The following is a 19,632-nucleotide window of genomic DNA, read 5'->3' as shown; positions in this document are numbered from 1 at the left end:
GTTTTCGTCTGTCTCAGTTTTTCCAAGGAACCGGAATATGCTGCGCCGTCGCATGCTGATCATGTTGGGTGTCGTCCTGTTAATCGTCCTGCTGCTGGCGGGCTATAAAGCCTTTTCCATCTATCAGCAGATCCAGGTCTTTTCCAAACCCAAGCCGCCCGTGAGTGTCGCCGTCGCCACCGCTGTCGAACAGCCATGGCAGCAACGCCTACCGTCGGTGGGCACGCTCAAGGCTTTGCAAGGCGTCAACCTGAGCCTGGAAATTGCGGGAACGGTCAAAGACGTGAAGTTCGAATCCGGGCAGAAGGTCAAGGCCGGGCAACCCCTGGTGCAACTGGACAGCGCCGTAGAAAGCGCGCTGCTGGAAACTGCCCAGGCCGACTTGGGCCTGGCCCAGCTGGACTACGGACGCGGCAGCCAGTTGGTGGGCAGCCAGGCGATTTCCAAGGGCGAGTTCGACCGCCTGTCCGCGCAACTGCAAAAGAACAAAGCCACGGTCAACCAGCTCAAGGCCTCGCTGGCGAAGAAGCATATTGTCGCGCCGTTCAGCGGCACCATCGGCATTCGCCAGGTGGACGTGGGCGACTACCTGGCCAGCGGCACGGTGATCGCCACCTTGCAGGACATCAGCAGCCTGTATGTCGACTTCTATATCCCCGAGCACGCGGTGCCCAAGGTCGCCATCGGCCAAACCGTGCAGGTGCAGGTCTCAGCCTACCCCGGGCAGCAATTCCCCGGTCGCATCAGCGCAATCAACCCCAAGGTCGAGGACAGCACACGCAATGTCCTGGTGCGCGCCACCCTGGCCAACCCGGACAACACACTACTGCCCGGCATGTTCACCAGCCTCGACGTCTTGCTGCCCAACCCCACCGCACAGATCGTGGTGCCGGAAAGCGCAATTACCTACACCCTCTACGGCAACTCGGTGTACGCCGTGGCCGAGAAGAAGAACGAGAGCGGCGCGCTGGAAAAGGACGCCAATGGCCAACCGCTGCTGATCGCCGAGCGACGCTTTGTCGAGACCGGCGAACGACGCGGCGGCCTGGTGCTAGTGAGCAAGGGCTTGAGCGCCGGTGAGCAGGTGGTCAGCGCCGGTCAGCTCAAGCTGGATAACGGCACGCCCATCGCCATCAGTCCGGACAAAAACCTGCCGGCAGGGCACTGAGCCATGAAGTTCACAGACGCCTTTATCCGCCGTCCGGTGCTGGCCATGGTGGTCAGCCTGCTCATCGTGCTACTGGGTTTGCAGGCCTACAGCAAGTTACCGCTGCGCCAATACCCGACCATGGAAAACGCCCTGATAACGGTGACCACCGCCTACCCCGGTGCAAACGCCGAAACCATCCAGGGCTATATCACTCAGCCGTTGCAGCAAAGCCTGGCCAGCGCTGAGGGCATCGACTACATGACGTCGGTGAGTCGCCAGAACTTTTCGGTGATTTCCATCTACGCGCGCATCGGCGCCAACAGTGACCGCTTGTTTACCGAGTTGCTGGCCAAAGCCAATGAGGTAAAAAACAAACTGCCACAAGACGCCGAAGACCCGGTGTTGAGCAAAGAGGCGGCCGACGCTTCGGCGCTGATGTACATCAGTTTCTCCAGCCAGCAATTGAGCAACCCGCAGATCACCGACTACCTGTCTCGCGTCATCCAGCCCAAGCTCGCCACCCTGCCGGGCATGGCAGAAGCGGAGATCCTCGGCAATCAGGTGTTCGCCATGCGTATCTGGCTGGACCCGGTCAAGCTCGCCGGTTTCGGCCTCAGCGCCAGCGACATCACTGACGCCGTGCGCCGTTACAACTTCCTGTCCGCCGCCGGCGAGGTGAAGGGTGAGTTCGTGGTGACCAGCATCAACGCCAACACCGACCTCAAGTCCGCTGAAGCCTTTGGCGCCATCGCCGTTAAAACCGACGGTGACAGCCGTGTGCTGCTGCGGGACGTGGCCCGCGTAGAAATGGGCGCGGAAAACTACAACGCCATCAGCTCGTTTGGCGGCACGCCCTCGGTGTACATCGGCATCAAGGCAACCCCCAGCGCCAACCCGCTGGAGGTGATCAAGGAAGTGCGCAAGATCATGCCGGAGCTGGAAGCCCAGCTGCCGCCCACCCTCAAGGCAGAAATTGCCTACGACGCCACGCTATTTATCCAGGCCTCCATCAACGAAGTGGTCAAGACCCTGTTTGAGGCGGTACTGATCGTCATTGTGGTGGTGTTCCTGTTCCTCGGCGCGTTGCGCTCGGTGGTGATCCCGGTGATCACCATCCCGCTGTCGATGATCGGCGTGCTGTTTTTCATGCAATTGATGGGCTATTCGATCAACTTGCTGACGCTGCTGGCGATGGTATTGGCCATCGGCCTGGTGGTGGACGATGCCATCGTGGTCGTGGAGAACATCCACCGGCATATCGAGGAAGGCAAGACGCCATTGGATGCGGCGCTGGAAGGCGCTCGGGAAATTGCCCTGCCGGTGGTGTCCATGACCATCACGTTGGCCGCGGTGTATGCGCCCATTGGTTTTCTCGAAGGGCTCACCGGGGCGCTGTTCAAGGAGTTCGCCCTGACCCTGGCCGGGGCGGTGATCATTTCCGGCATTGTCGCCCTGACCCTGTCACCGATGATGTGCGCCCTGCTGTTGCGCCACGATGAAAACCCGAGCGGCCTGGCTCATCGCCTCGACCGGATTTTTGACAGACTCAAGCGGCGCTATCAACGCATGCTCCACGGCACCCTGAATACGCGGCCGGTGGTGATCGTGTTTGCGCTGATCGTGCTGTGCCTGATCCCGGTGTTCCTCAAGTTCACCCAGTCGCAACTGGCCCCGGACGAAGACCAGGGCATCATCTTCATGATTGCCAGCGCGCCGCAGCCCACCAACCTGGACTACCTCAACACCTACACCGACGAGTTCATCAACATCTTCAAGGAGTTTCCGGAGTACTACTCGTCGTTCCAGATCAATGGCTTCAACGGCGTGCAATCGGGCATCGGCGGTTTCCTGCTCAAGCCGTGGAACGGGCGTGACCGGACCCAGATGCAAATCCTCCCCGAGGTGCAGCATCGCCTCGAGCAGATTCCCGGCCTGCAAGTGTTCGGCTTCAACCTGCCGTCCCTGCCCGGCACGGGTGAGGGCCTGCCGTTTGGCTTTGTGATCAACACCGCCAATGACTATGAGTCGTTGCTGGAAGTGGCCAACCGCGTGAAAAAGCGCGCGATGGAGTCGGGCAAGTTTGCCTTTGTCGACATCGACCTGGCCTTCGACAAACCCGAAGTGGTGGTGGATATCGACCGCGCCAAGGCGGCGCAGATGGGTGTGTCGATGCAAGACCTCGGCGGCACCCTGGCAACCCTGCTGGCGGAGGCTGAGATCAACCGGTTCACCCTTGATGGGCGCAGTTACAAGGTGATCGCTCAGGTAGAACGCGCCTACCGCGACAACCCCGACTGGCTGAACAACTACTACGTGAAAAACACCCAGGGTGAATTGTTGCCGCTGTCGACCCTGATCACACTCACCGACCGCGCCCGACCGCGCCAGTTGAACCAGTTCCAGCAACTCAACTCGGCGCTGATATCAGGCTTTCCGATCGTGAGCATGGGCGAGGCCATCGACACGGTGCGCCAGATCGCCATTGAAGAAACCCCACCCGGCTATGCGTTCGACTACAGCGGTGCGTCCCGACAATTTATTCAGGAAGGCTCGGCGCTGTGGGTAACCTTTGGCCTAGCCCTGGCGATTATCTTCCTGGTGTTGGCGGCGCAGTTCGAAAGCTTCCGTGACCCGCTGGTGATCCTGGTGACGGTGCCGTTGTCGATCTGTGGGGCGCTGATTCCGCTGTTCCTGGGCTGGTCGAGCATGAACATCTACACCCAGGTGGGGTTGGTAACGCTGATCGGCTTGATCAGCAAGCACGGCATTCTGATCGTGGAATTTGCCAACCAGTTGCGTAAGGACAAGGGCCTCACGCCCCGACAAGCCGTGGAGGAAGCCGCATCGATTCGCCTGCGACCAGTGCTGATGACCACAGCCGCCATGGTGTTCGGCATGGTGCCGCTGATTTTCGCGACTGGGGCGGGTGCCGTCAGCCGGTTTGATATCGGGATGGTGATTGCGACGGGGATGTCGATCGGTACGTTGTTTACGCTGTTTGTACTGCCCTGCGTTTATACCCTCCTGGCCAAACCGGATAAGGCTTGAAGCAAAAAAAAGGGCCTCGCATCGCAAGGCCCTTTCGGGGTGGTTTAAATCGTTTCAACTCTGCGGCCTCATCCCTTGAGACATTCCAAACATGAACAGGAGCAACTCGTGATCAGGCTTGGCCGCCACACTCGCCTTGACGACGCGCGGCAACAGGCATTGCGCCCCGTCCTGCGTCGCACTGAGTACCTGTGTGCGAGGCTGTTCCCACGCGGCCAGGGCCAAGGCTGCAACGCCTAACGCCCCTACCAGAAACACACCTCGTGCTATTTCTAGCTTCATTTGGTTAAACCCTTGATAGCGCTGCCAAACGCCGTCTCGTAAAAGTAGCTGAGTTTTGCCCAGTCGCTATCGTTCCACGACGAATGGCGGCGCAGTTGCAGCATGTCGTGGGACGCTGCCTTATGAGCGGTAATGCGCTGGCGGCACTTCTCAAAATCCAGCAGTGCCACTTCCACGTTGGCCGCGTCGCCCTCGCCCGTCACCCTTACAAAGATATGCTTGATGTACAGGCAACCGTGCTGCCAACGCCCCTTGTGCATACGTGCCAGGGTGCAGGCCAATTCCTTGAGTACGCGCTCGTGGACCAATTCGCCGTAGCGTTCACGGCCACCCGCGGAGTACCAGTTTTCAATTTCGTCAAAACCGTCAAGGGACGCGGTAACCAGCAACGCCTGCCACTGGTGCTCAGCATCGCGGCGCGCCTCGCAGAACACCAACTCCGGCACCCGCACATCCAGCAAGCGCAGCCCCTTGAGGGCATCACGCTCGCGCAGCACCGTAGGGCGCCCAAAGGGGTGCAGCCAACTGCGGTAGATGTGGCCAGTCTGGCGCTTGCTGTAGAGAAGACGCCCATTGGCGCTCATCACTCGCTGCACACCACTTTCACCGCCGCGACGACGATTGGGCTCTTCGACCCACTCGCCTTGTTGGCGCCAGAAATAATCAAATCTTTCTTCGGGAGCTACGTGACTGCCTGCTACGCACTCAACTGCCATGCTCTTACCTCTTGCGCAATACATACACTCGCCACATGGCGTACAGCGGGATGAAATCCAGAGAATCCTGAACACGGAAACCCGCTTGCTCAAATTCTGCTTCAACAGTAGCAGCTGGTAACACAAATCTGTTTTGGTAACCTTCTTGCTCACCGTTCTTGCGTCGCTGCCCTTCAAGGCGTTTGCGTTTCCAGGCTTTGAAATTGCCATCGACCCACAGCGAAATGATCACGCTGTCGCGGGTAACACGCTGAAACTCCCGCAATATCGCCAGTCGGTGCGCCGGATCACCAATGTGGTGCAACAGGCGCATACAGAAAATGCTATCGACCGAGTTATCCGGCAAATCGATATCAAAGGCAGATGTCTGCAAAGGTCGTACCCGTTTCACCACATCCGCCGGTTGGGCGGCGGTTGCGACCTTCAACATCGACGCGGAATTGTCGGCGCCAATAATCACACGGTTGGGTTTTTCCGCCAGCAACGGCCAGAAGCGCCCCGCACCACACGGCAAGTCCAGCACCAGGCTAGGCTCACCCGCCATCGCCAACGCACCACGGGCCAATTGTTCGTCGCGCTTGTGGGACAAGCGGCGGGCCAAATTGTCCTGATGCTTGAGCAAATATTCGTGGGCGTGTTCGTCGTCGTACTTGTCGGAAAATTCGAGTTTGATCGGGGTAGGCATCAACGGATCTCCTGTTGCTGATGCCTACAACCTTAAGCAGCGTCCTGTGATCAACAGGTCAACCCATTGTGAAAAACTTGTCCTGTCCAATCTCATATATTTCAAGACTTTACAGATACAAGCAATATCATGGGGCCATCTTCGCCGAATTACGGCGATCTCTGGCAGGATAACGGCAGGGGAAACGGTCAGGCGTTGACCTGACTCAACTGAACATGAAAGCGACAGCCATTGGGTTCCATAGTGCTGAGGGTAACGCTCCAGCCCTGGTTCTCGCAGATGCGCTGGACCAGTGACAAACCCAATCCGAGGCCCTCACCGCGCTTCTCACTGCCGCGGACAAACGGCTCGAACATCGCTTCGCGCTTATCTTCGGGAATGCCGACGCCGCTGTCTTCCACCACAAACCCGGTAGGCTCCAGGGTCAGCCGGATAAAACCGCGTTCGGTGTAATGCAGCGCATTGCGCAACAGGTTGCCCATCACGGCATGCAGGAAGGTCGCGTTGTAGCGGGTATCCAAAGGGTTGCCCGGCTGGTAGATCAACTCCAGGCCCTTGTGCTCAATGGGCTCGCGCCAAATGCCAAGCAGATCATCAGCCACCTGCGACAGGTTGACCTTGGGCGACATGCTGCCATCGTCATGTTGGGCACGGGCGAGCATCAGGAAGGTTTGGACCAGTTCACGCATTTCTTCACAGGCACGGGCGATTCGCTCGACCTGGTTACGCCCACGCTGATCGATCGCGGGGTTTTCCAGTAGCAGTTCGCAGGAACTGGCCAGCACCATCAGGGGCGTGCGCAGTTCGTGGCTGACATCGCTGGTAAACAACTGCTCGCGTGACAATGCCTGACGCAGGCGCCCCAGCGTGGCGTCGAAGGCCACGGCCAACTCCCCCACTTCGTCGGCGGCATAGTCGGGCGCCAGGGGCGGCGCCAGGCCAAGCAACTGGTCACGGTGGCGCACCTGACGAGCCAGGCGCACCACCGGCGCCATCACCTTACGGGCCAGCACCCAACCGAGGAACACCGCCAGCGCCAGGCTGAGCACGAAGCCCACCAACACCACGGCAAACAGCACGCGCTCGCGCTCTTCGAAATCGCTTTGATCTTGCAGCAGCACATAGCGCCGACCGTCGACTACTTCGACCATAGCGTGGTACGACAGCGCCTCACGAAACACCTCATGAAACCCTGGCTCCAGATGGCGCAGGTCCTTGGGCAATTCAAAATCGCCGGGGCCACCGCTGAAGTAAAACAGCTGATCGGGCTCGGGCCGGTGCCGCCAGTCCTCAACGGTGTCCATCAGCAGCAGGCGCTGCAAGTCACCGCCCAAGCCTGCCGAGATCAACTTCTCTTCCACCAGGTGCACGGTCGCAACGATGCCCATGGCGAAGGCGCCCGCCACCAACGCACTCATCAAGGCAAAGGCGATGATGATCCGCTGGGCAAGGCTTTGCTTAAACTCCATCACGGCCCTCGGCCAAGCGGTAACCCACACCATGCACCGTTTGCAGCAGCGGTTTGGCGAACGGCTTATCGATCACTTGCCGCAACTGGTGCACATGGCTGCGCAGGCTGTCGCTGTCCGGGCAGTCATCGCCCCACAGCGCCTCTTCAAGCACTTCCCGACGCAGTACGTGGGGACTCTTCTGCATCAAGACCGCGAGCAGCTTCAGGCCGACCGGGTTGAGTTTGAGCAGGCGCCCTTCGCGGGTAACTTCCAGGGTATCGAGGTCGTAATTAAGATCGGCCACTTGCAGGGCGCGACGACCGCCACCTTGGGCACGGCGTAGCACGGCTTCGATACGCGCGGCCAATTCCGACAGGGCAAACGGTTTGAGCAAATAATCGTCGGCGCCGGACTTGAAGCCCTGCAACCGGTCATCCAACTGGTCGCGAGCGGTGAGCATGATCACCGGTGTGTCGCGGCGGGCGTCTTCACGCAGGCGTTTGCACAAGGTGTAGCCATCGATGCCAGGCAGCATGATGTCGAGCACGATCAAGTCGTAATGCTCGGTCGCGGCCAGGTGCAGGCCCGACAAACCGTCCTGCGCACAGTCCACGGTGTAGCCTTTTAGCCCCAGGTAGTCGGCCAGGTTGGCCAGAATATCGCGGTTGTCTTCAACCAATAGAATTCGCATGGGCAGTGTCTCCGTACGCGGTAACGGCCGTGTTGGCTCGCGCAGCTTAAGGCCAAGTGTGGCTAAGGGATAGAGCTGAGAGGTACGACGATAAAGGTTTTCAACCTTGTAAGGAGTTGAACAAGTTTTTCACTATAGCTTCACAAACTGACTACAGTGTCAGGCAGAAGATCGCCCCCCATTGATATAAGGAACATTGACATGGGGTTTCTCAAGATGGCGCCAATGCGCTATTTGCTGTTGGTAACCGGTGCCTGGCTGGTTATTTTCCTGCTCACTCGCAGCGTACTGCTCATCACCCACCTGGATGAAGTCGGCGGCAACCTGCTGCCGGTGTTTGGCGTGGGCCTGCTGTACGACATGGGTTTCCTGGCCTACGCAGCACTGCCGCTGGGGCTGTATTTGCTGCTATGCCCACCCGCGCTGTGGCGCCGTCGCGGTCACCGCTGGTTCCTGCAGGCGGTGCTCACCGTCAGCCTGTTCGCCATGCTGTTTACCTCAGTGGCCGAGTGGCTGTTCTGGGATGAGTTCGGCGTGCGCTTCAACTTTATTGCCGTTGACTATCTGGTGTATTCCGATGAGGTGTTGAACAACCTGTTGGAGTCCTATCCGATCGGTAAACTGCTGAGCCTGCTAGCCATGCTGGCCATTGTGCTGAGCCTGGCCTTGCGCAAGCCGTTCAACGCGGCGATGAGCGCCCCACTGCCGACAATGCGTGGCCGGCTGGCGAATGCCTTGGGCCTGTTGATCGTCACCGGGTTGAGCCTGCAACTGATCAGCCAAGACAGCCCACGCGCCCAGGGCGGTAACGCTTACAAGAACGAACTGGCCAGCAATGGCCCGTATCAGTTCTTTGCCGCCTTCCGTAATAATGAGTTGGATTACCCGCAGTTCTACAAAACCCTGCCAACGGACGTCGTTGCCCAGCAAATGCGCACCGAACTCAGCGAGCCCAACGCCCGTTTTATCGGTCAGGACCCGCTGGATATTCGCCGCGCCATCACCAACCCGGGCACGCCGCGCAAACCCAATATCGTGCTGGTGACTATCGAAAGTTTCAGCGCCAAATACATGGGCAGCAACGGCGACGAACGCAACCTCACGCCTTACCTCGATGCGTTGCGCAAACAGAGCCTGTATTTCAATAACTTCTATGCCACCGGCACCCGCACCGACCGTGGCCTGGAAGCAATTACCCTGGCGATCCCCCCTACGCCCGGGCGCTCGATCGTCAAGCGCATTGGTCGTGAAAGCGGCTTCGCCAGCCTGGGGCAGCAACTCACGGCCGTCGGTTACGACAGCGTGTTCGTGTACGGCGGGCGCGGGTACTTCGATAACATGAACGCGTTTTTCAGCGGTAACGGTTATCGCGTCGTGGACCAGAGCAGCGTGCCCGAGTCGGAAATCTCGTTCAAGAACGCCTGGGGCATGGCTGACGAGGACCTGTACAAACAAACCCTGAAACTGGCCGACACCGACTACGCCAAGCAGCAGCCATTTTTGCTGCAGTTGATGACCACTTCCAACCACCGCCCCTACACCTACCCGGATGGGCGCATCGACATCAAATCCGGGAATGGCCGCGACGGCGCCGTGAAGTACACCGACCATGCCATCGGCCAATTCCTGGAAGCCGCCCGTCAAAAACCCTGGTTCGATAACACGATCTTCATCTTCGTCGCCGACCACACCGCCGGCAGCGCAGGTAAAGAAGATCTGCCCATCACCAACTACCAGATTCCGCTCTTCATCTATGCGCCCAAGCTGATCGACCCACGAGAAAGCGCACAACTGGCCAGCCAGATCGACTTGGCGCCTACGCTGCTGGGCCTGCTCAACCTGAGCTACGAATCAACGTTCTTTGGCCGTAACCTGCTGCAGGAAAACCCACTGCCACCTCGGGTCGTGGTCGGTAACTACCAGCACCTGGGATTGTTCGACGGCAAGGACCTGGCCATTCTCAGCCCGCGCCTGGGCCTACGCCGACACGACCAAGCCCTGGGTGAAAGCAAAGAGCTGCGCGTCGGCAGCGATGATCCGTTGATCCAGCGGGCGATCAGCTACTACCAGGCTGCCAGTTATGGTTTCAAACAACAGTTGCTGAGCTGGAGGGCGCCCAAGGAAGAGGCCCCGGCATTGAGCACGCGCTAACCAAAACGTCCCGTACAGGTCAGTACGGGACTGTTTCACCAGGGTTCACCATGCGAACCACCCCCGCCGTACCGGCTTCCAAACCTCTCAACTTATGGCTATGCCTCGGCATCCCTGGCGGCGCTGCGCTTCTATTGCTGTTGCTGGAGCTGACCTCGCTGGACATGGACCTCGCCAAGCTGTTCTACAACGGCGCGGAGGGCGGTTTCATCGGGCGTTACAGTTTCTTCCTCGAAGACATCCTGCATGACCGCGCCAAAGAGTTGGTCATCCTGTTCTCGGTCTTGGCGATCCTGGGATTTGTCGGCACGTTTGTCCTCCAACGGCTCAAACCCTATCGCCGCGAACTGGGCTGCCTGGTGCTCTCACTCGGGCTGGCGACGGCGTTTGTCTCTCCGCTGAAAACCATCACCGGCGTCCAGTGCCCATGGAGTGTCCAGGAGTTCGGCGGTCAGGAAACCTACAGCAAACTGCTGAGCCCTCGCCCGCCCACCGATAAACCCGGGCGCTGCTGGCCAGGCGGTCATGCCGCCACCGGATTCGCCTTGTTCGCGCTGTTTTTTGCACTGCGGGACAGGCAGCCGCGCATGGCTCGCTACGCATTCATCTTCGCCGTCGGCTTGGGCAGCGTCTTTTCCGTCAGCCGTATGATGCAAGGCGCACACTTCTTTTCCCATAACGTGTGGACGGCGATTTTCTGCTGGCTGATCTGCCTGGGGCTGTATTGCATGTTGCTGTACCGGCCATCCAAGCGCGCAACGCACACCTGAACCCAAAGCAACGCCCACAAAAAAGCCCCGCCTGCATCACTGCAGGCGGGGCTTTTCAGTACAGGGGTAAGGCTGGCTTACATCATGCCGCCCATGCCACCCATGCCGCCCATGTCTGGCATACCGCCACCGCCAGCGCCTTCAGCCTTTGGCTTGTCAGCAATGGCAACTTCGGTAGTCAGCAGCAGACCAGCGATCGAAGCGGCAGCTTGCAGTGCCGAACGGGTGACTTTGGTTGGGTCCAGGATACCCATTTCAACCATGTCGCCGTATTCGCTGGTTGCAGCGTTGTAACCGTAGTTACCTTTACCGTTCTTCACTTCGTTGACCACAACACTTGGCTCGTCGCCGCTGTTGGAAGCGATCTGGCGCAGTGGGGATTCAACGGCGCGACGCAGAACAGCGATACCGACGTTCTGGTCAGCGTTATCGCCTTTCAGGTCAACCAGGGCTTCCAGGGCACGGATCAGCGCAACGCCACCGCCAGGTACCACGCCTTCTTCAACGGCTGCACGGGTTGCGTGCAGGGCGTCTTCAACGCGGGCTTTCTTCTCTTTCATTTCGACTTCGGAACCGGCGCCAACCTTGATCACTGCAACGCCGCCGGACAGCTTGGCCAGACGCTCTTGCAGTTTTTCACGGTCGTAGTCCGAGGAAGTCTCGGCAACCTGGGCGCGGATCTGGTTGATGCGGGACTGGATGTCGCCATCGACGCCAGCACCGTCAACGATGATGGTGTTTTCTTTGGAGATGGTCACGCGCTTGGCACTACCCAGGTTTTCCAGGGTGGCGCTTTCCAGGCTCAGGCCGATCTCTTCGGAGATTACGGTACCGCCGGTCAGAACAGCGATGTCCTGCAGCATGGCCTTGCGACGGTCGCCGAAGCCTGGAGCCTTAACGGCTGCAACCTTGACGATGCCACGCATGTTGTTCACAACCAGAGTCGCCAGGGCTTCGCCTTCAACGTCTTCGGAAACGATCAGCAGTGGGCGGCCGGCTTTGGCAACGGCTTCCAGCACTGGCAGCATTTCGCGGATGTTGGAGATCTTTTTGTCGACCAGCAGGATCAGCGGGCTTTCCAGCTCGGCAACCATGGTTTCTGGCTTGTTGACGAAGTACGGGGACAGGTAGCCACGGTCGAACTGCATGCCTTCTACAACCGACAGTTCGTTTTCCAGGCCAGTGCCTTCTTCAACGGTGATCACGCCTTCTTTACCGACTTTTTCCATGGCTTCGGCAATGATGTCGCCGATGGAGCTGTCGGAGTTGGCGGAGATGGTACCTACCTGAGCGATAGCCTTGGTGTCAGCGCATGGCTTGGACAGGTTTTTCAGCTCGGCAACAACGGCGATGGTGGCCTTGTCGATACCGCGCTTGAGGTCCATCGGGTTCATGCCGGCAGCGACGGCTTTCAGGCCCTCGTTGACGATCGACTGAGCCAGAACGGTGGCGGTGGTAGTACCGTCGCCTGCGTCATCGTTGGCACGGGAGGCAACGTCTTTGACCAGCTGCGCGCCCATGTTTTCGAAACGGTCTTCCAGTTCGATTTCTTTAGCTACAGAAACGCCGTCCTTGGTGATGGTCGGAGCGCCGAAGCTCTTCTCGATGATCACGTTACGACCTTTCGGGCCCAGGGTAGCTTTTACTGCGTCAGCCAGGATGTTGACACCGGTGAGCATTTTTTTACGGGCGGAATCGCCGAATTTAACTTCTTTAGCAGCCATGATCGATATTCCTTAAATACTTTGTAGTAACGGGAAAATGAGCGGGGAAATCAGTCTTCCAGAACAGCGAGAATCTCGTTCTCAGCCATAACCAGCAGGTCTTCGCCGTCGACTTTCACAGTGTTGCTGCCGGAGTAAGGGCCAAATACAACCTTGTCACCGACTTTAACGGCCAGCGCACGTACGTCACCGTTTTCCAGAGTCTTGCCTGGGCCTGCAGCGACGATCACACCGTGGTTGGCTTTTTCAGCAGCCGAACCTGGCAGAACGATACCGCCAGCGGTTTTCTTTTCTTCTTCGCTGCGACGGATTACGACGCGGTCGTGCAGAGGACGAAGCTTGCTCATTGTCGATCTCTCCTAATTGTGTTTTTCATCGGCCGGTGTCAGTACCGGCAGGTTGTTATCCGGCTGTGCCGGTCGCGCCTCGCCAAGCAAGACGCGGAAGTCTGTCTGGTGTCGCCACCAGAAACCTTGCGGTGACCGTTACATAAGGGCGCATAAGCTTATTACAAGGGCGATCGGCGGAATTTTTTTGCAGTTGCCGAGCGATAAAAGCAACACGGCACCCTCAGGTGCCGTGTCAATAAAGCGGTTATTTGCTGTCGCGGTGTTCGAACTCACCTTCGATCACATCGCCTTCACGCCCCAAAGGCTGGCGCGGAGCCGGGCCACCACGGGGTTGCAGGTCGTCTGCGAACGCACGCTGGCGAATCGCCGCCTCTTCGGCGCGCTGGCGCATCTTGCCCGCCAGAAGTTTGCGAGTGAACGGCAGCAGCAGGAACAGCCCGACAACATCGCTGACGAAACCCGGCAGGATCAACAGGCCACCCGCCAGGGCCATCATCAGACCTTCAAGCATGGTCTGGGCCGGTAGTTCGCCACGGTTCAGGCTTTCACGGGCACGCAGTGCCGTTGCCAGGCCGGCGACGCGCAGCACCAGAACGCCAAGCATCGAGCCGAGAATGATCAGCAACAGGGCCGGGAAAAACCCGATCGCACTGCTGACTTGGACGAATACGAACAGCTCCAACACCGGGAACAGCAGAAAGAGCAATAAAAAAGGGCGCATCAAATGGTTCCTCAACGCAAGAATGCCTTGCCAGTCCACCTTAGATGACGTCGCCGTTTCGTGAATTCAAGCGTCAGCCGCGGCTTTTTTCGGCCAGACTTGGGCGTGGGCCAATGAAACCAGGGCTTCGCGTACTTGTGTCGGCGTGTTGCAAGGCTCGGCAAACGGCAGCCAGTACAGGGCTTGGCCGATACGCAGGTGCATGCCTTCGCTGTCGATGCCGGCCAATTGCGCGGGCTCCACGGCAGGCAGGCCGGCAAGCTGGACGTAATGGGCGATGGCCTTGGTGTGATCGCTGTTCATGTGCTCGATCATGCTGCGCTCAGCCTTGCCCGCGAACGGGTTGGCGAGGGTCAACTGGTCGACCCAGTGAATCGCGCCAAAGCCGCCGATGTAACGGTGGCGCACCGGCTTGAGCACCCAAAAGTCGAAATCGTGAGCTTTATGGTAGTTGGCGGAATCGGGGAAGTAGCGGTAATAGCGCTCGGCGGCAGCCTCGATGGCGGCGCCCTCCTCCAACTTCTCGGCTTCACCCAGGTAGGTCAGACGCCCAACGGCCTGCACATCATCGGCCTCACGTTCGCCCACCAGCAGCGAGCACTTGGGGTCTTTTTGCAGGTTGTGGGTGTGCTGGGCGATACGGCTGATCAGGATCAGCGGGCGACCCTGTTCGTCCAGGCAGTACGGCACGACCGAGCCAAAGGGAAAACCCGGCATGGCTTTTGACTGTGTGGCGAGAGCCCCACGGTATTCCTTGAGCAATAGCTCTCGGGCGTTCTTGGCAACGTGCGCGCTCAACGTGTGACTCCTAGGGTATTCAGCCGCCCAACCCATATGGGAATGGATCGCAACACAAGGTAATCAATATCCGCGCAGGTTGCCAAGCAGGTTTTATGCAGCCTTATTACCAGGCCACGCCGAAGCCTGCGGTGTAGCGGGTCTTGCTCAAACTGCTTTCCGAGTCGCCACTGATAACGTCGCGCTCGGCCTTGAGATTGAGGGAAGCCCACTCGGTGACCTTGTAGCGCAGGCCGACTTCCGCATCCAGAGAGTAATCCGCGGGCGCATCGATAGGCTTGCCCAGTTCGCCAGTGGTGAAGAACTCGACGGTCTTGCCCACCAGATAGCGGTTGTAGTTCCACTTCATAGCCAGGGAATAGAAGTTGTCCTTACCGCCATCGGCATATTCATAATCGGTGCGGTTGACCAGCGACCCCAGGGAGAACGCACCCAATTCGTCGTCCCAGAACTGGTAGCCCGGACCGGTACCGACCGTGCGTTGACGCGCAAGGTCTTCCACTTTGTCGCGCTTGTAGGTCAAACGCCCTTGCCAGAACCAATGCTCGGTGATGAACCGGTCCAGGTCGTATTCCAAAGCCCAGTTGTCGGTGGTGGTCACGTCGTCCTGGAATTCGCGGTTGTACTCACCTTGACCGGTATGCCGCCACTGGCCATGGCGGGCAGTGGTTTTGAAGTCGATATCGTAGTCGTTGGTGTCGTTCTCGGCGCGTTTGTAGTCCAGCGCCATGTCGACGTTGCCCTTCCACACCAGGTCTTCGATCACAGGCTTGGGCTTGATGATCTGCTGGATGCTGGCCAGTTCTACAGTCTTGGGCGCTTCGCCATTGGCCAGCACCACTTTGCCATCATCCGCAGCTTTGAGGGATTTAGCCTTCTCGCCAGTGTAGGCGTCCTGCTTGACCAACAACTCCTGGTCGCTCTCCAGGGTTTTAACCTGCTTCCAGTCCACCGGGATTGCACCCGCGTAGTCGGTCTGGATCAGCAGCTTGCCACCGTCAAATACCTTGATCTTGCCGGTCAGGCGGTCACCGTTCTTCAACCAGACGGTATCGGCGAGCAAAGGTGTTGAGGCGCTGAAAACAGCAAGGCACAGCAGGGTTCTGGACAACATATGCGGATTCGAGGCTCGGTTTTGGCGAAAAGAGGGCATTATCGTCTTAGATGACGTGTTAGCAAGGACTGACTCAAGGATCTGTATTGAGTTCAATTCTCAACACCCTGCTTACAGCATATTTCTTACAGATATGCCGACATTTTCAACGGATAGCACCTCAGTGAATCAATCTGCCGACACCCCGCAAAACGCGGCCGAGATGCGCCGTACCGCGTTGTACCTGACATTGGCGCAAGTCCCCGCCGGCTGCGTGGTGAGTTACGGCGAGCTGGCGCAACTGGCCGGGCTGGGCCGCGCTGCACGCTGGGTGGGGCGCACCTTGAGCCAACTCCCAGAAGGCACCACATTGCCCTGGCATCGCGTGCTGGGTGCCGGCGGTCGGATAAGCCTGCCGGTGGGCAGCGCCTCGGGCGACGAGCAGCGTGCGCGTTTGCGCGATGAAGGCGTCACTGTCCGTAATAATCGCGTGGATATTCAGCGCCATGGCTGGCGCCCGGTAGAGCACAGCGGTTAGAGTGCGCGCTTTGTTTCCGCAAACCTGAGGCAGACTCCAGCCCATGCCCCGTAAAACCTGGCGCGCCGCGCTCGCCGCCTATGCCAGCCCCTCGACGTTAGTGCTGTTGTTGCTCGGCTTTGCCGCCGGCATGCCTTACATGTTGGTGTTCTCGACGCTTTCGGTGTGGCTGCGCGAGGCCGGTGTGGCCCGCGAGACCATCGGCTATGCGAGCCTGATCGGTCTGGCGTACGCCTTCAAATGGGTCTGGTCACCACTGCTCGACCAATGGCGCCTGCCGCTGCTCGGCAAACTTGGACGGCGTCGTTCCTGGCTGGTATTGGCCCAGTCGCTGGTGATCCTTGGATTGATCGGCATGGGTTTCTGCGACCCGCAGAAACATTTGTCCTGGCTGATCGCTATTGCCGTCGTCGTCGCCTTCGCGTCCGCCACCCAAGACATCGCAGTCGACGCCTACCGCCTGGAAATCGCCGACGACAGCCGCCAGGCCGCGCTGGCCGCCAGCTATATGTCCGGCTACCGCATAGCCGCCCTGCTGGCCACGGCGGGTGCACTGTTCTTTGCCGAAGGCTTTGGCTCCACCGGCTTCAACTATAAACACTCGGCGTGGACCGGCACCTATGTGCTGTTCGGCGTGCTGATGATCCCAGCGCTGCTGACCACCCTGTTCATGCGCGAACCCAATGTGCCATTGCGCACCCAGTTGCAGGCTGGGCGCTACAGTTTCATGCACCAACTGATGTCGGTGTTTGTGCTGATCGTTCTGCTGGTGTCAGTGCCCGCCATGTTTACCCAGTTGTACAACACCGACTTCGGAAGCGTGGTGTTCCACGACACCAGCGTGTGGGACCTGCTGATGGAGGACCGCGCGTTCCTGCGCGCCATTCTCTATATCATCCTCACCGCCCTGTGCCTCTCGACCATGGGCCGTCGCGGCCTGGCGCCGGTGCTGACACCGGTCAACGACTTTATTCTGCGCTACCGCTGGCAGGCACTGCTGCTGCTCGGGCTAATCGCCACCTATCGCATGTCCGACACCGTGATGGGCGTGATGGCCAACGTGTTCTACATCGACCAGGGCTTTACCAAGGATCAGATCGCCGGGGTCAGCAAGATCTTCGGCCTGATCATGACCCTGCTCGGCGCCGGCATGGGTGGTTTGCTGATTGTGCGGTTCGGCATCCTGCCGATCCTGTTTATCGGCGGTGTCCTGTCGGCCGGCACCAACCTGCTATTCGTGATGCTCGCAGACATGGGCCCCGACCTGCAGATGCTGATCTTCACCATCTCCCTGGACAACTTCAGCTCCGGCCTGGCCACCTCGGCATTTGTGGCTTACCTGTCGAGCCTTACCAACCTCAAGTTTTCCGCCACTCAATATGCCTTGCTCAGTTCGATCATGCTCCTGCTGCCGCGCCTGATCGGTGGGTATTCGGGGGTGATGGTGGAGAAGTTCGGATATCACAACTTCTTCCTGATCACCTGCATGCTGGGGGTGCCGACGCTGCTGCTGATTGCGTTGCACTGGTTTCAGGAGAATCGGCGGATTCGGTTGAATCCGCCGGCAGAAGACTGATTTTGGGGGCCCTTTAAAAGCCAGACTGCGGCGCCACCATCGCGAGCAAGAACTAGGCGTCCCCCTCGCTCCTTCAAACAGCCCTATATTCTGATGCCTGTACGGCGGCAGTTTGCGCCCGTACAATCCCAAGTCATTTCAAGTCCAAGCAACCGACAACGGCCTACCATGCGTACCAGTCAATATTTGCTCGCCACACAGAAAGAAACGCCTTCCGACGCGGTCGTGATCAGCCATCAGCTGATGCTGCGCGCCGGCATGATCCGCAAACTGGCCTCCGGCCTGTACACCTGGCTGCCCATGGGCTTGAAGGTGATGCGCAAGGTCGAAGCCATCGTTCGTGAAGAAATGAACGCCGCCGGCTCTCTCGAAGTGTTGATGCCGAGCACCCAACCGGCTGAGTTGTGGCAGGAATCAGGGCGCTGGGAAGAGTACGGCCCTGAGTTGCTGCGCTTCAAAGACCGTCATGGCCGCGACTTCTGCGCTGGCCCGACCCACGAAGAAGTGATCACCGACCTGATGCGCAACGAGCTGAGCAGCTATAAGCAGCTGCCGCTGAACCTGTATCAGATCCAGACCAAATTCCGTGATGAAATCCGCCCACGCTTCGGTTTGATGCGCGGCCGCGAATTCATCATGAAGGACGCCTATTCGTTCCACGCTGACCAGGCATCGCTTCAGGTCACCTACGATCGTATGCACCAGGCTTACTGCAATGTGTTCACGCGCTTGGGCCTGAAGTTCCGGGCAGTTGAAGCGGACAATGGCTCCATCGGCGGTGCCGGTTCCCACGAGTTCCACGTACTGGCTGAATCCGGCGAAGACGATATCGCGTTCAGCAACGGTTCCGACTACGCGGCCAACATCGAGAAAGCCGAAGCCGTACCGCGCGAAACCTCGCGCCCAGCGCCGGCTGAAGAACTGCGCTTGGTGGACACGCCAGAAACCAAGACCATCGCGGCCCTGGTGGAAAAATTCAATCTGCCGATTGAAAAGACCATCAAGACCCTGATCGTGCGCGCCGAGGAAGAAGGCAAACTGATCGCCCTGGTGATCCGTGGCGACCACGAACTCAACGAAATCAAGGCTGCCCAGCAGCCTGGCGTGGCCAGCCCGCTGGTCATGGCCACCGATGCCGAACTGCGCGACGCCATTGGCGCCGGCGCCGGTTCCCTCGGCCCGCTGAACCTGCCACTGCCGATCATCATCGACCGTTCGGTAGAGTTGATGAGCGACTTCGGTATCGGCGCGAACATCGACGATAAGCACTATTTCGGCGTGAACTGGGAACGCGACCTGCCAGTTCCGACCGTAGCGGACCTGCGCAACGTCGTCGCCGGCGACCCAAGCCCGGATGGCAAGGGCACCCTGGAAATCAAGCGCGGCATCGAAGTCGGGCACATCTTCCAGCTGGGCAACAAGTACAGCAAGGCGATGAAGTGCGAAGTGCTGGGCGAGAACGGCAAGCCGATCACCCTGGACATGGGGTGCTACGGCATTGGCGTATCCCGCGTGGTTGCTGCTGCTATCGAGCAGAACAACGATGAGAAAGGCATCATCTGGAGCGACACACTGGCGCCGTTCCAGATCGCCCTGGTACCGCTGCGTTACGAAACCGAGCAAGTACGCGAAGCCACCGACAAACTGTATGCCGAACTGACGGCCGCCGGTTTTGAAGTGCTGCTCGATGACCGGGACAAGAAAACCAGCCCGGGCATCAAGTTCGCCGACATGGAATTGATTGGCATCCCGCACCGGATCGTGGTCAGTGACCGCGGCCTGGCCGATGGCAATCTGGAATACAAGAGCCGGACCGAAGCCGAAGCCCAACCGTTGCCGGTGGCTGACGTGCTGTCTTTCCTTCAGGCGCGTATTCGTCGCTGAAAAC

The 19,632-nt window shown here is 59.1% G+C and carries 17 protein-coding genes; 7 read left to right on the top strand and 10 right to left on the bottom strand.

Annotation, left to right across the window (positions count from 1 at the left end):
• Positions 1–37: 37 nt before the first annotated feature.
• Together BW43_RS03720 and BW43_RS03725 are read left to right on the top strand one after the other, a co-directional pair.
• On the top strand, positions 38–1,168 hold the full coding sequence (locus tag BW43_RS03720) for an efflux RND transporter periplasmic adaptor subunit (protein WP_032890841.1): 1,131 nt from the start codon (positions 38–40) through the stop codon (positions 1,166–1,168).
• Positions 1,169–1,171: 3 nt separating this feature from the next.
• On the top strand, positions 1,172–4,198 hold the full coding sequence (locus BW43_RS03725) for a multidrug efflux RND transporter permease subunit (protein ID WP_032890839.1): 3,027 nt from the start codon (positions 1,172–1,174) through the stop codon (positions 4,196–4,198).
• Between the two features lie 54 nt (positions 4,199–4,252).
• Here BW43_RS03725 and BW43_RS03730 read toward each other — a convergent pair whose 3' ends face one another.
• The 5 genes from BW43_RS03730 to colR all read right to left on the bottom strand — a co-directional run bounded on the left by BW43_RS03730 (position 4,253) and on the right by colR (position 8,023).
• Positions 4,253–4,480 carry a hypothetical protein gene (locus BW43_RS03730; RefSeq protein ID WP_032890836.1) on the bottom strand — a complete coding sequence of 76 codons (228 nt, stop codon included), beginning with the start codon at positions 4,478–4,480 and terminating at the stop codon, positions 4,253–4,255.
• Positions 4,477–5,196 (bottom strand): lipopolysaccharide kinase InaA family protein, encoded by a 720-nt coding sequence (locus BW43_RS03735; protein ID WP_032890835.1) that lies wholly within the window; start codon positions 5,194–5,196, stop codon positions 4,477–4,479. The genes BW43_RS03730 and BW43_RS03735 overlap by 4 nt, the downstream gene beginning before the upstream one ends.
• A gap of 4 nt (positions 5,197–5,200) precedes the next feature.
• The gene (locus BW43_RS03740; RefSeq protein WP_032890833.1) at positions 5,201–5,881 is read right to left on the bottom strand and encodes a class I SAM-dependent methyltransferase; all 681 of its coding nucleotides are present in this window, start codon (positions 5,879–5,881) and stop codon (positions 5,201–5,203) included.
• 188 nt (positions 5,882–6,069) lie between these two features.
• A complete protein-coding gene (locus BW43_RS03745; RefSeq protein ID WP_032890831.1) occupies positions 6,070–7,350 on the bottom strand; it encodes a HAMP domain-containing sensor histidine kinase in 1,281 nt (426 codons plus the stop codon).
• Positions 7,340–8,023 carry a two-component system response regulator ColR gene (gene colR, locus BW43_RS03750; protein ID WP_027605482.1) on the bottom strand — a complete coding sequence of 228 codons (684 nt, stop codon included), beginning with the start codon at positions 8,021–8,023 and terminating at the stop codon, positions 7,340–7,342. Before colR ends, BW43_RS03745 begins: the two co-directional genes overlap by 11 nt.
• A 201-nt stretch (positions 8,024–8,224) precedes the next feature.
• Here colR and BW43_RS03755 point away from each other — a divergent pair, with 201 nt between their 5' ends.
• Positions 8,225–10,174 (top strand): LTA synthase family protein, encoded by a 1,950-nt coding sequence (locus BW43_RS03755; protein ID WP_032890829.1) that lies wholly within the window; start codon positions 8,225–8,227, stop codon positions 10,172–10,174.
• A 50-nt stretch (positions 10,175–10,224) separates the two neighbouring features.
• The gene (locus tag BW43_RS03760; protein ID WP_032890827.1) at positions 10,225–10,944 is read left to right on the top strand and encodes a phosphatase PAP2 family protein; all 720 of its coding nucleotides are present in this window, start codon (positions 10,225–10,227) and stop codon (positions 10,942–10,944) included.
• Between the two features lie 77 nt (positions 10,945–11,021).
• Here the strand turns inward: BW43_RS03760 and groL are convergent, their stop codons facing one another.
• The 5 genes from groL to BW43_RS03785 form a co-directional block, all read right to left on the bottom strand.
• A complete protein-coding gene (gene groL, locus BW43_RS03765; RefSeq protein ID WP_032890825.1) occupies positions 11,022–12,668 on the bottom strand; it encodes a chaperonin GroEL in 1,647 nt (548 codons plus the stop codon).
• 50 nt (positions 12,669–12,718) lie between these two features.
• The gene (gene groES, locus BW43_RS03770; protein WP_003175874.1) at positions 12,719–13,015 is read right to left on the bottom strand and encodes a co-chaperone GroES; all 297 of its coding nucleotides are present in this window, start codon (positions 13,013–13,015) and stop codon (positions 12,719–12,721) included.
• A 247-nt stretch (positions 13,016–13,262) separates the two neighbouring features.
• Entirely contained in the window at positions 13,263–13,739 is a 477-nt protein-coding gene (locus BW43_RS03775) for an FxsA family protein (RefSeq protein WP_032890823.1), read from the bottom strand.
• A 66-nt stretch (positions 13,740–13,805) separates the two neighbouring features.
• Positions 13,806–14,537, bottom strand: coding sequence for a HugZ family protein (locus BW43_RS03780; protein WP_032890821.1), 732 nt, complete (start codon positions 14,535–14,537; stop codon positions 13,806–13,808).
• 106 nt (positions 14,538–14,643) lie between these two features.
• The gene (locus tag BW43_RS03785) at positions 14,644–15,651 is read right to left on the bottom strand and encodes a DUF481 domain-containing protein (protein WP_032890819.1); all 1,008 of its coding nucleotides are present in this window, start codon (positions 15,649–15,651) and stop codon (positions 14,644–14,646) included.
• Positions 15,652–15,784: 133 nt separating this feature from the next.
• Between BW43_RS03785 and BW43_RS03790 the strand changes: the two genes are divergently transcribed.
• The 3 genes from BW43_RS03790 (at position 15,785) to BW43_RS03800 (ending at position 19,628) form a co-directional block, all read left to right on the top strand.
• Positions 15,785–16,168, top strand: a complete 384-nt coding sequence (locus tag BW43_RS03790) for an MGMT family protein (RefSeq protein ID WP_050442874.1) — start codon at positions 15,785–15,787, stop codon at positions 16,166–16,168.
• Between the two features lie 43 nt (positions 16,169–16,211).
• On the top strand, positions 16,212–17,744 hold the full coding sequence (locus BW43_RS03795; RefSeq protein ID WP_032890815.1) for an AmpG family muropeptide MFS transporter: 1,533 nt from the start codon (positions 16,212–16,214) through the stop codon (positions 17,742–17,744).
• Positions 17,745–17,912: 168 nt separating this feature from the next.
• Positions 17,913–19,628, top strand: a complete 1,716-nt coding sequence (locus BW43_RS03800) for a proline--tRNA ligase (RefSeq protein WP_032890813.1) — start codon at positions 17,913–17,915, stop codon at positions 19,626–19,628.
• Positions 19,629–19,632 lie beyond the last annotated feature (4 nt).

It is taken from the genome of Pseudomonas sp. RIT357 (genome assembly GCF_000632245.1).
In the GTDB taxonomy this organism is placed as follows: Bacteria; Pseudomonadota; Gammaproteobacteria; order Pseudomonadales; family Pseudomonadaceae; genus Aquipseudomonas; species Aquipseudomonas sivasensis.
Note: the sequence above shows the minus strand (reverse complement) of the source record. Positions and strands in the feature narration are given on the sequence as shown.

Coding starts and splice junctions, on each gene's coding strand:
- BW43_RS03720 (WP_032890841.1), top strand. CDS start 38: ATGCTGCGCCGTCGCATGCTGATCATGTTGGGTGTCGTCCTGTTAATC.
- BW43_RS03725 (WP_032890839.1), top strand. CDS start 1,172: ATGAAGTTCACAGACGCCTTTATCCGCCGTCCGGTGCTGGCCATGGTG.
- BW43_RS03730 (WP_032890836.1), bottom strand. CDS start 4,480: ATGAAGCTAGAAATAGCACGAGGTGTGTTTCTGGTAGGGGCGTTAGGC.
- BW43_RS03735 (WP_032890835.1), bottom strand. CDS start 5,196: ATGGCAGTTGAGTGCGTAGCAGGCAGTCACGTAGCTCCCGAAGAAAGA.
- BW43_RS03740 (WP_032890833.1), bottom strand. CDS start 5,881: ATGCCTACCCCGATCAAACTCGAATTTTCCGACAAGTACGACGACGAA.
- BW43_RS03745 (WP_032890831.1), bottom strand. CDS start 7,350: ATGGAGTTTAAGCAAAGCCTTGCCCAGCGGATCATCATCGCCTTTGCC.
- colR (WP_027605482.1), bottom strand. CDS start 8,023: ATGCGAATTCTATTGGTTGAAGACAACCGCGATATTCTGGCCAACCTG.
- BW43_RS03755 (WP_032890829.1), top strand. CDS start 8,225: ATGGGGTTTCTCAAGATGGCGCCAATGCGCTATTTGCTGTTGGTAACC.
- BW43_RS03760 (WP_032890827.1), top strand. CDS start 10,225: ATGCGAACCACCCCCGCCGTACCGGCTTCCAAACCTCTCAACTTATGG.
- groL (WP_032890825.1), bottom strand. CDS start 12,668: ATGGCTGCTAAAGAAGTTAAATTCGGCGATTCCGCCCGTAAAAAAATG.
- groES (WP_003175874.1), bottom strand. CDS start 13,015: ATGAGCAAGCTTCGTCCTCTGCACGACCGCGTCGTAATCCGTCGCAGC.
- BW43_RS03775 (WP_032890823.1), bottom strand. CDS start 13,739: ATGCGCCCTTTTTTATTGCTCTTTCTGCTGTTCCCGGTGTTGGAGCTG.
- BW43_RS03785 (WP_032890819.1), bottom strand. CDS start 15,651: ATGTTGTCCAGAACCCTGCTGTGCCTTGCTGTTTTCAGCGCCTCAACA.
- BW43_RS03790 (WP_050442874.1), top strand. CDS start 15,785: ATGCCGACATTTTCAACGGATAGCACCTCAGTGAATCAATCTGCCGAC.
- BW43_RS03795 (WP_032890815.1), top strand. CDS start 16,212: ATGCCCCGTAAAACCTGGCGCGCCGCGCTCGCCGCCTATGCCAGCCCC.
- BW43_RS03800 (WP_032890813.1), top strand. CDS start 17,913: ATGCGTACCAGTCAATATTTGCTCGCCACACAGAAAGAAACGCCTTCC.